14 protein-coding genes and 1 tRNA gene are annotated in these 12697 nt (G+C 45.8%); 11 read left to right on the top strand and 4 right to left on the bottom strand.

Going from position 1 to position 12697, the window contains the following annotated elements; all coding sequences use genetic code 11:
• The first annotated feature begins 112 nt into the window (after positions 1–112).
• On the top strand, positions 113–385 hold the full coding sequence (locus tag ACT6NV_RS12850) for an HU family DNA-binding protein (RefSeq protein WP_445381997.1): 273 nt from the start codon (positions 113–115) through the stop codon (positions 383–385).
• A gap of 117 nt (positions 386–502) precedes the next feature.
• A complete protein-coding gene (locus tag ACT6NV_RS12845) occupies positions 503–1063 on the top strand; it encodes a YqgE/AlgH family protein (RefSeq protein ID WP_445384844.1) in 561 nt (186 codons plus the stop codon).
• Here ACT6NV_RS12845 and ACT6NV_RS12840 read toward each other — a convergent pair.
• Positions 1060–1908, bottom strand: coding sequence for an aminotransferase class IV (locus ACT6NV_RS12840; RefSeq protein WP_445384843.1), 849 nt, complete (start codon positions 1906–1908; stop codon positions 1060–1062). The two genes, ACT6NV_RS12845 and ACT6NV_RS12840, sit on opposite strands and share 4 nt — an antisense overlap.
• A gap of 50 nt (positions 1909–1958) precedes the next feature.
• On the bottom strand, positions 1959–2342 hold the full coding sequence (locus tag ACT6NV_RS12835; RefSeq protein ID WP_445384842.1) for an START-like domain-containing protein: 384 nt from the start codon (positions 2340–2342) through the stop codon (positions 1959–1961).
• A 135-nt stretch (positions 2343–2477) separates the two neighbouring features.
• On the opposite strand from ACT6NV_RS12835, the gene ACT6NV_RS12830 reads away from it, so the two are divergent.
• A tRNA-Met gene (locus ACT6NV_RS12830) sits at positions 2478–2551 on the top strand.
• 180 nt (positions 2552–2731) lie between these two features.
• Positions 2732–3496, top strand: a complete 765-nt coding sequence (locus ACT6NV_RS12825; RefSeq protein ID WP_445384841.1) for an exodeoxyribonuclease III — start codon at positions 2732–2734, stop codon at positions 3494–3496.
• 25 nt (positions 3497–3521) lie between these two features.
• On the opposite strand, the gene ACT6NV_RS12820 is transcribed toward ACT6NV_RS12825, so the two are convergent.
• Together ACT6NV_RS12820 and ACT6NV_RS12815 are read right to left on the bottom strand one after the other, a co-directional pair.
• Positions 3522–4475 carry a phosphoribosylaminoimidazolesuccinocarboxamide synthase gene (locus ACT6NV_RS12820; protein WP_445384840.1) on the bottom strand — a complete coding sequence of 318 codons (954 nt, stop codon included), beginning with the start codon at positions 4473–4475 and terminating at the stop codon, positions 3522–3524.
• 6 nt (positions 4476–4481) lie between these two features.
• Positions 4482–5435 (bottom strand): PhoH family protein, encoded by a 954-nt coding sequence (locus ACT6NV_RS12815; RefSeq protein WP_445381993.1) that lies wholly within the window; start codon positions 5433–5435, stop codon positions 4482–4484.
• Between the two features lie 127 nt (positions 5436–5562).
• Between ACT6NV_RS12815 and ACT6NV_RS12810 the strand changes: the two genes are divergently transcribed.
• The 7 genes from ACT6NV_RS12810 (at position 5563) to ACT6NV_RS12780 (ending at position 12625) form a co-directional block, all read left to right on the top strand.
• Entirely contained in the window at positions 5563–6393 is an 831-nt protein-coding gene (locus ACT6NV_RS12810) for an SAM hydrolase/SAM-dependent halogenase family protein (protein WP_445384839.1), read from the top strand.
• Entirely contained in the window at positions 6394–6690 is a 297-nt protein-coding gene (locus ACT6NV_RS12805; RefSeq protein WP_445384838.1) for a putative quinol monooxygenase, read from the top strand. It abuts the gene before it with no gap.
• 4 nt (positions 6691–6694) lie between these two features.
• The gene (gldF, locus tag ACT6NV_RS12800; protein WP_445384837.1) at positions 6695–7426 is read left to right on the top strand and encodes a gliding motility-associated ABC transporter permease subunit GldF; all 732 of its coding nucleotides are present in this window, start codon (positions 6695–6697) and stop codon (positions 7424–7426) included.
• Positions 7423–9090: a gliding motility-associated ABC transporter substrate-binding protein GldG gene (gldG, locus tag ACT6NV_RS12795; protein ID WP_445384836.1), complete on the top strand. Its 1668-nt coding sequence runs from the start codon at positions 7423–7425 to the stop codon at positions 9088–9090. Before gldF ends, gldG begins: the two co-directional genes overlap by 4 nt.
• A gap of 110 nt (positions 9091–9200) precedes the next feature.
• Entirely contained in the window at positions 9201–10319 is a 1119-nt protein-coding gene (gene dnaN, locus ACT6NV_RS12790) for a DNA polymerase III subunit beta (RefSeq protein ID WP_445384835.1), read from the top strand.
• Positions 10320–10493: 174 nt separating this feature from the next.
• A complete protein-coding gene (locus ACT6NV_RS12785) occupies positions 10494–11564 on the top strand; it encodes a hypothetical protein (protein WP_445384834.1) in 1071 nt (356 codons plus the stop codon).
• Between the two features lie 104 nt (positions 11565–11668).
• A complete protein-coding gene (locus ACT6NV_RS12780; RefSeq protein ID WP_445384833.1) occupies positions 11669–12625 on the top strand; it encodes a GNAT family N-acetyltransferase in 957 nt (318 codons plus the stop codon).
• Positions 12626–12697 lie beyond the last annotated feature (72 nt).

The raw sequence follows: 12697 nt of genomic DNA, 5'->3' as shown, positions 1-12697 counted from the left end.
AGTTATCAACAAAAACGGGGATTTCCCCTTATTTTACTTGTGTTAACGCTAAATCCGTATAAATTTGTTTTCGCTTTGCAATATGTATAACCACTATTAATTTATTCAAATTATGAACAAAACAGAATTAATTGATGCAATGGCAGCAGATGCCGGTATCACAAAAGCAGCTGCTAAAAAGGCATTGGAATCTTTTCTTGGAAACGTTGAAGGCGCTCTGAAAAAAGGAAACCGTGTTTCTTTAGTAGGTTTCGGCTCCTGGTCAGTATCCAGAAGAAATGCACGTGAGGGAAGAAACCCTTCTACAGGAAAAACCATCCAGATCGCAGCTAAAAACGTTGTGAAGTTCAAAGCAGGTTCTGATTTGAGCGATGCTGTAAACTAAGTACGGCAGAAATCAAAAATATTGACAAGCGCCCCGGAAAATCCGGGGCGCTTTATTTTTGCAGGTTTTTGATATTTAAATGATTTGTTCTATTTTAGAAAGGACAAGCGGATCGATATGGTTGGTGTAAAACCAAATAAAGGCAGATTACTAATCGCAGAACCAGCGCTAACCGGGGATGTTTCCTTTAATCGTTCCGTGGTGTTGCTGGCTGAACACAACCAGGAAGGTTCGGTTGGGTTTATCCTCAATAAGCCCCTGAACTACAGTATGAATGAACTGGTTGAGGAAATTGAAGTTCCCTTCCCCGTCTTTAATGGGGGGCCTGTGGAGCAGGACAACCTGTATTTTATCCACAAAGTTCCGGAACTCATCTCCGATTCGGTGGAAATTTCGGATGGTATTTACTGGGGCGGAGACTTTGAAATGACGGTTGATCTGATCAATTCGGGTAAAATCACCCAGAATGATATTCGCTTTTTCCTGGGGTATTCCGGGTGGGATTCCCTGCAACTGGATCAGGAATTACTTTCCAAGTCCTGGATAGTGGTCAATAACAAATACGAAAGTAACATCATCCAAAAATCAACCCAGGCCTTCTGGCGGGAAAAAATGATGGAACTTGGCGGAGACTACCTGCTTTGGTCTAATGCCCCCGAGAATCCAAGCCTTAATTAGGCCATTACCCGTATCCTGTTATTTAGTGTTTCGGTCAACTGCCGGGCGGCTTCTATCTGATAATTTGCTTTTCGATAATTGGTAACCGGCCTGAGTCCCTGAATGACATTAGTGGTAAATATTTCATCGGCCTGCTGCAGTTCAAAAGGCGAAATAACCGCTTCTTCCCATTGGTGCCGTGTATCCCTTTGTCCGATTTTTAGCAATTGTTTCCGCATAATCCCGTCCAGACATCCGCTCTCCAGCGGTGGGGTCTTGATCTTATCTCCAAAGCGAAGGAAAATATTCCCTTTGAGGCTCTCTATGACCTCTTTTTTCTGATTGAGCAGAAAGCAACTGTCATATCCATTTTCAGAGGCGTAAATACTCCCGAGGACGTGTATGAGTTTGTTGGAGTGTTTCAGGCGGGAGAGGCCGTCCGCGGGAATCAGGTAATCTTTGTATAACTCAAAAATACATTGGCTTTCATCTACCTGATATTCCGCCTCGGAAAGCCGAGTCACTTCAATGATAAATGAAACCTCCAGCGTCTGCGGCAGATAGTAGCCCCCGCTGTTGCGAAAAACGGTAACCCGAACCCGGGCAGGAGCGGTTTCCATCTGAGAACTTTTCAGCGTTTTTTTGATTTCCGCCTCCAGGTATTCCATAGTAAAGGAAACCGGGATTTCCATGCGCAACTGCCGCATAGAAGCCATTAACCGAAAGTAGTGGTCTTCCCAAAATAAAATGGACTTCCCGTTGTATTTAAGCGTTTCAAAAAGGGCATCGCCGTAGCGGAGCCCCCTATTGGTATGATTCAGATAATCTGAGTTTTCGGCCAGCAAGTCCCCGTTAAAATTGATCATAAAAAAAGCCTTGAATTTTCAAGGCCAAAGATACAATCTTATGAGGGGATTCAGGTAGAACCCAGCACTTGTTTCAGATCGGATACCTGGTTCTCCCAGAGCATTTTTGCCTCGTCAACTTCGTCTTCCTCGGCAAAATCAGTTATAAACAAAGAAACATCTTTGGTGATTTCATCCACGATGATCCGCATTTCAAAATAATCATCGTCTTCATTGTAATCCCAGCTGAAACGTACAAACTCGTCTGTTTTCTTTTTCAGCAATTTTGCAACCTCTTCAGAGCCGTCCCAAATAAAAGTGAAATTTTCACCCCTCGAATTGACGTTGTCTGCAAACCATTCTGATAATCCGGATGGGGTGGCTAAATATTGGAAGAGCAACTGCGGGGATGACTGTATTACAAATTCAAGCTCAAACTTAATTTTATCATCCATTCCATTCGTGTTTACCTTCGGGCAATATATAGATTTAAAAATGATAAAAAAATAATTCGGAAAAAACTTTTTGAAGCCCGATTATTGATTTGGGAAAAATTAAAAGTTATATTTGCAGCCGCTTTCAAAGCACATGGCGAGGTAGCTCAGGTGGTTAGAGCGCAGGATTCATAACCCTGAGGTCGGGAGTTCAAGTCTCCCTCTCGCTACACCCTCAAAAAGACCGTCAAAAGACGGTCTTTTTTTTATGCCCGTCCGGACCTCTCCTATACTTGCCGATTGATGAATGCATTTTTTTGTATTTCCCCTGATTTAACAGATATTGTTTGCTTTAGAAAAGGCATCATTGTTCACATATGCTGAGTCTCCCTAATTAAAGGTGTAAATCCATGAAGCTAATATCCTGGAATGTCAATGGCCTGAGGGCTGTTGTGAAAAAAGACTTTTACGAGGTTGTTGCCAACCTTGCCCCGGACGTCCTCTGCCTGCAGGAAACCAAAGCCCAGGATGAAGAGGTGGCCAAAGCACTGGCCCCGCTAAAGGATTACGAAATCTTTTCGAATTCAGCCCATAAAAAGGGGTATTCCGGAACGGCTATTGCAACCACCTCCAGCCCGCTTTCTGTACAGACGGGCATGGGGCATGCAGAACACGATTCCGAAGGGAGACTCCAATGTGCAGACTACGGAGACTTTTACCTGGTTAATGTATATGTTCCAAACTCTGGCCAGGCGCTGGACCGGCTGGATTATCGAAAAAAATGGGATGCCGATTTTCTGGCTTACCTAATGGGTTTGGAAAAGAAAAAGCCGCTGATTGTCTGTGGGGATTTTAATGTGGCCCACCGCCCTGTCGATTTAAAGAACGACAAGTCAAACTACAATAAAACTGCCGGATACACCCAAGTGGAAATCGATGGGATGGATAATTTCATACAGGCCGGGTTTACCGATTCCTGGCGCAGCTTGCACCCGGAGGAGGTGGCTTATACGTTTTGGAGTTACCGCTTCAAGGCCCGGGAGCGCAATACGGGCTGGCGGATCGATTACTTTCTGATCAGCGATGCACTGCTTAAAAAGGTCAAAAGCGCCACTATCCACACGGATATTATGGGGTCCGACCATTGTCCGATCGGGCTTGAAATAGAGCTGTGAGTTCACTTATGCGGTCTGAAGCCGTTTAATTCAATTGCCGGAGGTAGGTAGTTACGCCCATTTCAATCCGGTCCTGAATATCAGATATATCAGCCTTTACAAAAGGCTCGCCCAGTATCTTCTCATAGAGTTCAATATAGCGCTCTGAGACCAATTGGATATAATCGTCCGGCATCTCCGGGAGCACCTGCCCTTCCAGGCCCTGAAACCCGTGTTGAATGAGCCATTGCCTTACGAATTCCTTGGACAGTTGCTTTTGGGCGATTCCTTTTTTTTGCCGCTCGCTATAGCCCTCTGCATAGAAATATCGGGAAGAATCCGGGGTGTGGATCTCATCGATCAGCACTATGGTTCCATCTGGCTTTTTGCCAAACTCATATTTGGTATCTACCAGCAGCAGGCCTTTTTCCGCCGCCAGTTCAGACCCCCTTTGAAAGAGCTTTCGGGTATAATCTTCCAGCACGGCATAATCTGCTTCACTGACCAGCCCCCTTTCGATTATCGCCTCCCTGGAAATATCCTCGTCATGGTCCCCTTTCTCGGCTTTTGTGGCGGGGGTAATGATAGGGTTTGGAAAAGGATCGTTTTCCTGCATCCCCTCCGGCATGGGTACCCCGCACAGCTCCCGTTTGCCTGCCTTATATTCCCTTGCGGCATGCCCAGCCAGATAACCGCGGATGACCATTTCAACTTTAAACGGCTCGCAGCGGACTCCGACCGTTACGTTCGGGTCCGGGCTGCCCAGCATCCAGTTTGGGACCAAATCTTCCGTGGCCCGCATCATCCTGAGTGCCAATTGGTTCAGGATCTGACCTTTATACGGAATGCCCTTGGGCATGACCACATCAAAGGCGGAAAGCCGGTCTGTGGCTACTGCTACCAGGAGATCATTCTCGAGGTAGTACACTTCCCGCACCTTACCTTTATATACCCCGAGTTGTCCGGGAAACTCAAAATCAGTGCTGGTGATGGTCTGCATTTCGGATTAATTCTGATGTTCGATATTCTTGTAGGCGTCAATAACCTTCTTTACGAGCTTATGCCGGATCACATCCTTATCGTCCAGATAGATCATTTCAATCCCCTGTACGTTTTTCAGGATCAACAAGGCCTCTTTCAGCCCGGAAATAACCCGCCTGGGAAGGTCTATCTGCCCGGGGTCTCCGGTAAGCAAAAACTTGGCATTCTTGCCCATACGGGTCAGAAACATTTTCATCTGGGCGTGGGTGGTATTCTGTGCCTCGTCCAGGATCACAAAGGCATGATCCAGGGTACGGCCCCGCATAAAAGCCATTGGGGCAATCTGTATGGTCCCGTTTTCGATAAACAAACTGAGTTTCTCAGCCGGGATCATATCCCTTAAGGCATCGTAAAGCGGTTGCATGTACGGGTCCAGTTTTTCCTTGAGGTCTCCCGGTAAAAAGCCCAGGTTCTCCCCTGCTTCCACTGCAGGCCTGGTTAAAATAATCCGCTTTACCTGTTTGTTCTTCAAGGCCCGTACCGCCAGGGCTACCCCGGTATAGGTTTTTCCTGTACCCGCCGGCCCGATGGCAAAGACCATGTCATTTTTGGAAACAGCATCCACCAGCTTGCGCTGATTGGCGGTCTGTGCCTTTACCAACCTGCCGTTTACACCGTGCACCAGTACATCTCCACTTAGGGCAGAAGACTGATAATCCTCTTTCCCGTTACTGCTCAGGATGCGTTCAATAGCATTTTCATCCAGTTTGTTATACTTGGAATAATGCTCAGTCAGCATATTGAAGCGTCGCTCAAATTCCTCGAGTAGCGGCGGATCTCCGTAAACTTTGATTTTACTTCCCCTGGCCACGATTTTCAGTTTGGGGAAAGATTTTTTGAGCAGGTCGATGTTGGAATTTCTGTCCCCGAAAAAGTCTCTGGGGTTGATTTCTGTGAGTTCTAGACTGAGTTCGTTCAAAAAATATCTGGCTTTAAAAATTCAGTGAGGAAACAAGACTTTGCTCCGCCGTTTTTTTGCTTAATTTTGTTCGACAAACTTACGTAAAATTCAGTTTGAGCAGCTAAAAAAATATCAACAACATCGGATGCCTATCATCACCCTGACTACAGATTTCGGCCTCAAAGACCATTTCGTAGGAGCAATTAAAGGAACCATTTACAAGGAACTCGAGGACGCCCGCATCGTTGATATTTCCCACCAGGTTAACCCTTTCCATATTCAGGAATGCGCCTATCTGCTCAAAAATGCCTACAAGGCCTTCCCGGATGGCAGCATTCATATTGTTGGCGTGGATTCCGAAAAAACCGTTGAAAACACCCATATAGCCGTTTTGGTTGACAAGCATTACTTCATAACGGCAGATAATGGCGTGATCAGCCTGATTACAGAGGAAATAAGCCCGGAAAAAGTAGTGGAGATCAACCTCCCGGACAGTCTTAAAAGTTCATTTCCGGTCCTCGATGTTTTTGTGCAGGTGGCCTGCCACCTGGCCCGGGGCGGCACCCTGGAAGTGGTTGGCAAGCCTTTTAGCGGGCTTAAAATCTTTAAGGAATACGCCCCGCGAATTTCAAATCAGGGAAATAGCATCGTCGGCAGCGTCATCTATATCGACAATTATGGCAACCTGATCACCAATATCCACAGGAACCTCTTTGAAGCGTATCGCAAAGGCCGAAAATATACGGTAGAGGCGCGGAATAAAAAGTTATCCGAGATACATGAAAAGTACAGCGATATCGTCAATTTTGAACTGGAACCGGGGCAGCGCAGGGGTCCTGGGGACCTTATGGCTCTTTTCAATTCATCGGGATATGTTGAACTGGCCATTTATAAAAGTAATATGAACACGGTTGGGGGAGCTGCAACGCTGCTCGGGATGGACTATCGGGATACTGTAATTATAAATTTTACCTAAATGCTCACCAGATTTGTCCAAATGACTTTCAAACCCGAAAATATTGCTAGTTTTGAGCAAATTTTTGAGGCCTCTGCCCCAAAGATACGAGCATTCCCGGGATGCAGGCATGTAGAGTTGCTGCAGGACAAGGATGAGCCCGAGGTGTTTTTTACCTATTCCCTCTGGGACTCCGAGCAGGACCTGCAGGCTTATCGGGACTCGGATTTTTTTAAGGAGGTCTGGAGCCGTACCCGCCAACTGTTTGCGGCACGTCCCCGGGCGTGGAGTTTAAACAAGCATGAATTAAATAATTAATCGAATGTGGTCCGTTTTCAGAAAAGAAGTCAGTTCTTTTTTCACTTCCATAGTGGGTTATTTGGTGATGGGACTCTTTCTGGTGCTTACAGGGCTGTTCCTATGGGTCTTTAAGGGGCCTTTTAATATTTTCGATTACGGCTTTGCCGACCTAAGCCTGTTTTTTACCCTGGCCCCATGGATTTTTTTATTGCTGATCCCGGCTATTACCATGAAGTCCTTTTCTGAAGAGCGAAAACTGGGGACTCTGGAGCTGATGCTAAGCCGTCCTGTTTCAACTTCCTCTTTGGTGCTTGGAAAATTCCTGGGTGCCATGAGCCTCTCACTGATCGCCCTTGCCCCTACCCTGCTTTACGTCTGGACGCTGCACGACCTGGGAACCACTGAGGGCAACCTGGATACCGGCCTGGTAATCGGGTCGTATATGGGCTTGTTCTTTTTGATGGCCGCATACACCGCAGTCGGATTGTTCGCCTCTGCGCTTACGGAAAACCAGATCGCCTCCTTTTTAATCGCCATCCTCTGTTGTTTTATACTCTATTTTGGGTTCGAAAGCCTGGCGGGACTGGCCGGAAGCGGTTCGCTGGCTTTGCTTATTGAGAATTTTGGCATGAAGGCACATTACGAAAGCATCAACCAGGGAATTCTGGACAGCCGGGACCTGGTTTATTTCATATCCGTGTGCGGCTGCTTCCTCATCTTTGCAGTTCTGCAGTTAAACCGGCTCAAAGCATGAAAAATAGCAAATTACTTTCCCGGCTTATAGGTTTAGCCCTGCTCGTTGGTTTGCTCAACCTGCTCTCGCAGTACGTCTACAAGCGCTGGGACCTGACCGAAGATCAGCGCTTCACCCTGGCCCCTCAGAGTATTGCGGCTGCTGAGGCACTGGAAGGCCCAGTAGTCGTGGATGTATTGCTGGAGGGAGACCTGCCCGCAGAGTTCTTAAAACTCCGCAAAGAAACGGCTTTGCTGCTGGAGCAATTTTCAGAGATCAACCCCAACATTCAATTTACTTTTGCCGATCCGATGGAGGGAACGGCAGGCAGCGAGGAAACGCTGCAGCAGCTACAGGCCTTAGGGCTTAAACCCGCCAGTGTCACTACCGAGGAGAATAACCGGGTATCTCAGGAACTGGTATTTCCCTGGGCCATGGTCACCAATGGGGAGCGAACCGAGAAAGTAGCCCTGCTCAGGAACCTTTTGGGGGCTTCCATGGAAGAGCGCATCAATAACTCCATTCAGTACCTGGAATACGGCCTGGCCGATGCCTTTACAAAATTGGGGTTTAGGGATAAAAAAAAGGTCGCCATCCTCAAAGGGAATGGGGAGTTGGAAGATCGTTACCTGGCAGATTTCCTGACTGCGCTCAAGGGTTATTACAATATTGCCGCCTTTACCCTGGATTCGGTTGAAACCAATGCTGCAGGAACGCTGGAAAGCCTTAAAAGTTTTGATGCTGCCATCATTGCCAAACCTACGGAAGCCTTTACGGATGTTGAAAAATACCTGCTGGACCAGTATATGGTTGGCGGGGGGAAGACCCTCTGGCTGATGGATGCTGCAGCCATCGAAATGGACAGCCTGATGAATGAAGCGGGCGAGGCAGTGGCCCTGAGGAGGGATCTGGGCCTGGGGGATTTATTTTTCCGTTATGGCCTGCGGCTCAATGCAGACCTGATCAACGACCTGTATTGCACGCAGATAGTGATGGCCACCGGTTCCGGCAGTGGTTCTCAGTACAACCCGGTCCCCTGGTTTTATTACCCCATGTTGTTCTCTGCAGACAATCACCCCATTAACAGGCAACTGGAAGCGTTACGCATGCAGTTCGCCGGCAGTATCGATACCCTGGAGAATGCCTATAAGAAGACGATTCTTTATACCTCCTCCCCCCTTTCCAAAAAGGAGGGAGTTCCAAGAATGATCAGCCTGGACCTGATCCGGCAGGAACCCGACCGCAGCACCTACGGTCCCGGTAATTATCCGGTAGCGGTACTTGTGGAGGGAGACTTTCAGTCTGCTTACAAAAACCGGATACGGCCTTCAGGGGAGCTACCCTACAGGGAAGAAGGCCCCGAAAATAAAATGATTGTGATCAGTGACGGGGACCTGATTGCCAATCAGCTCCAAAACGGGCGCCCGCTGGAACTGGGATATGACAAATGGACCAATAATTTCTACGGAAATAAGGAATTTCTGCTGAATGCTGTGAATTACCTGCTGGATGACAGTGGACTTATAAACATTCGCAATAAGGAAGTTCGCATTCCTTTACTGGATCCTGAAAAATTTGCAGCATCCAGAGGCAAGTGGCAACTCCTGAACATAGGGCTTCCACTGCTGTTGATTGTTTTGATCGGCTGGGGTTTCAACTATTTCCGAAGACGGCGATTTCGCTGATTCCTGTTGATAAGTTTGTTTTACATAAAAGGACAATTAGGATATATTTGTCTTGATATCAGACAGCCGCAGTACTGCCGTATTTGCGACTGTTGAAAGCGATTTAAAGCATGAAGTTTATAGTTTCCAGCACTTATTTGTTAAAACAGTTACAGATCCTTGGCGGAGTGATCAGCAATAGCAATACCCTGCCTATACTCGATAATTTCCTCTTTGACCTCAGGGAGAACAGCCTTACGGTTTCAGCCTCCGACCTGGAGACCACCATGAGCGCCGAACTCAAGGTGGAGTCCGAGCATTCCGGAACCATAGCCGTGCCTGCCCGCCTGCTGCTGGATACGCTGAAAACCTTTCCGGAGCAACCCTTGACCTTTGTGGTTGAGGACAACCATACTGTTGAGATCAGCTCCAGCCATGGAAAGTATGCATTGGCCTATGCAGACGGAGCTGAATTTCCCAAAGCTGTTGAATTGCCGGATCCCTCTACCACCAAAATCATGGGCGACATCCTGGCAACCGCCATAAACAAGACCATTTTTGCCGCCGGTAACGACGACCTGCGCCCCGTAATGAGCGGGGTCTTTTTCCAGTTTTCTCCTGAAAACCTGACCTTCGTTGCCACTGACGCCCATAAACTGGTGAAATACCAGCGAACGGATGTTTCGGCCTCAGAGGTTGCTGAGTTTATTATGCCCAAAAAGCCGTTAAACCTGCTCAAAGGAATCCTGGCAGGAAGTGAGGAAGAAGTGACCATCTCCTATAATGACAGCAACGCCAAATTCACTTTTGAAAACACAGAACTGGTTTGCCGGCTGATAGATGGGAAATACCCGAATTACGAGGCGGTAATCCCCAAGGAAAACCCGAATAAACTGGTGATACAACGGTCACAATTGCTCAGCTCTGTTCGCAGGGTTTCCATCTTCTCAAACAAGACCACCCACCAGATCCGGTTGAAGATTGCCGGGGCGGAACTAAATATCTCGGCTGAAGACATAGACTACAGCAACAAGGCCGAAGAGCGCCTTACCTGTTCCTATCAGGGCGATGATATGCAGATTGGCTTTAATTCCCGTTTCCTCATTGAAATGCTCGGGAATCTCAATTCCGATGAAATTTCCCTGGAAATGAGCCTTCCCAACCGCGCAGGCATCCTGACGCCGGCCGATGGCCTGGACCAGGGTGAATCCGTCACCATGCTGGTAATGCCGGTGATGTTGAATAATTAATGCCCATTACTGATACAGATCATTTCCAAGGCACCATAATTCAATAACTTGCAGATATATTTGTAGAGGTTAGACGATTTATTTCGTCGGTTGTCGATATTATACATACCTGGACAAATGAGTTAATACCTTTACTTTCAAACTAATAAACTGGTTAACAATAACACTTGAATTATGAAAAAATTACTATCGCTCGCTTTTAGCGCAGCCCTTGTTCTCGTATCCTGCGAGACAGAACAACTAAACGATCAGACTTTGGAGGCTGTAAATGGAAAAGCCACTTCAGAGAGCTTGGATTTTGTAATGGAAGGATGTTCCGGTTCCGTACGAAATTTGATTGCCGGCCAGAACACCGTAGTTGGTACAGTAAGCGTTGAAGAAGATGGTTCCAATTATGTGATTACCTACAGCATCACCGAAGGAGATTACTGTTTGACTGAAGCTCATGTAGATGTAGCGGACGATCCCAGTAATTTTGCCATTAATCAAACCGGGAATCCTAAAATTGGAAATTTCGACTACGTCAATGACGGAATTGAATGTACCAATAGTTTCTCTGTGACAGTTGCCAATGAAGGCCCGTGGCTGGCCATTCATGGGGTTGTAGAGTGTTCTACCAATTCCCTCGAAACAATTACAGCTAATCTGCCTGAAACGGTTGATTTCTGCGCCATTAATCAGGGGCCCGATGCCTACGTCAATATTTCTCTTGAAGGTGGTATTCTTACCGGTGATTATGGTTCCTGGTGTATTGATAACGATTTGGGTATTACTCCAAACTGCTTCACAGATGTACCAATTTATGAAAGTTCAGATGCCAACGCACTTCCAGAAGGATTGCTGGAAAAACCAGAGAACCTGGATTTAGTTAACTGGTTATTGAATCAGAACATTGTAGGAACTGAGAGCCCTAATGCTCTTGGAACCTATACTTACGGGGATTTGCAGTTTGCAATCTGGTACCTCATTGATGTTGTAGAAGATCCTACCGGAGCAAATTACAGTCTGGGAGCCTTCTTACAAGGCCGAGTGGATGAATTGATAGCCTTAGCAACTGCATCAGGTGAAGGCTTCAATCCTGAATGTGGAGACTTTATCGGAATTATTTTGGTTCCCGGAAACAACGTTCAGCCATTGATCATCCCTTATCCTACTTCATGTAATGATTGTGATGAAACTATCTGGGCCGAAGGATGTGGATTCCCAGGCGGAAGCTGGGCCATGTACTTTGAGTATGCTGAGTAAGACATAATTTTAATTTTTAAATAAAAAGGAGGGTGGATATATATCCATCCTCCTTTATTTTTATATCATGATTTACGCCATATTGTGACCCCTTAAATAATGTAATGAAATTCATTTCTATTATCAGGCGAAATTTTCACTTAGATTTCTATGAGGAGGGGAAAGTGTGTTTTGCATTTAAAAATTTTGAGGGAATACCGGCTGAATACTTTAAGGATTTCGAAATTAACCAGGCAAATAAAAATGCCATTATAGTCATAAATTGTATTCCGCCTTATTTGCTACCTGATGGGGTTGCTTTAAAATCAGAATATGCCAGCTGCTCCAAAAATTTCAGATTGGGGTATGCCATGCAGCTAACTAAATGTAGGAACGCAACTGAATTTCTAAGGCAACAATTGGGAAAAAAAGTCTATAAGAATCTCAGGCAAGATAAACAGCGGTTGGAAAAAGAACATGATCCGTATATTAAAATTTACCATGGTGAAATTGATCGGCTTAAGTGCGAAAATTTACTGAGTCAATTTAAAAGACTGATAGAGGCGAGATTCGGAAATGATGCAGAGAGGCATTACGCACTTAAAAGGTGGTCGCTTTATGAAAAGAACGTATATCAGCAAATCCAAAATAAGAGCGCTTCTTTGGTTGTGGTGTATTCGGATGACAAAGTCGCCGGTATGTCCCTCAACTATCATTTTAAAAATTTATTAACCGTTGCGCTTAATTCCTATGATCAGGACTTTGCACCCTATAGTATGGGCAGATTGATGTTTTGGTATATTTTGGATTGGTGTTATAAAAACAATATTCTGCTGATAGATTTAGAATGGGGGAACCTGCCCTATAAGGTTAGAATGGCTAATGTTGTATTTAAATATCAAACGCTTGTAGTCTTTCCTCGGAAAAACATCTTTAAAAGAGTGATTTCGTTCGGGATTTTAAATTTAATTGCATTAAAATATACTGTCCAGACCAGAAAAGAATTTGGATATAAAAACCCCGAGCATCTATTCAAACACCGCTGGATGAATATTGATGAAATAAGGAGTGAAGTACTATAGACTTTATTCTGAGATAGTAGTCCTGGAATTAAATTTGGCTCTATCTGTTTATCCGCTGATTTAAGAGCAAAA

Source organism: Robiginitalea insularis (genome assembly GCF_052497835.1).
Note: the sequence above shows the minus strand (reverse complement) of the source record. Positions and strands in the feature narration are given on the sequence as shown.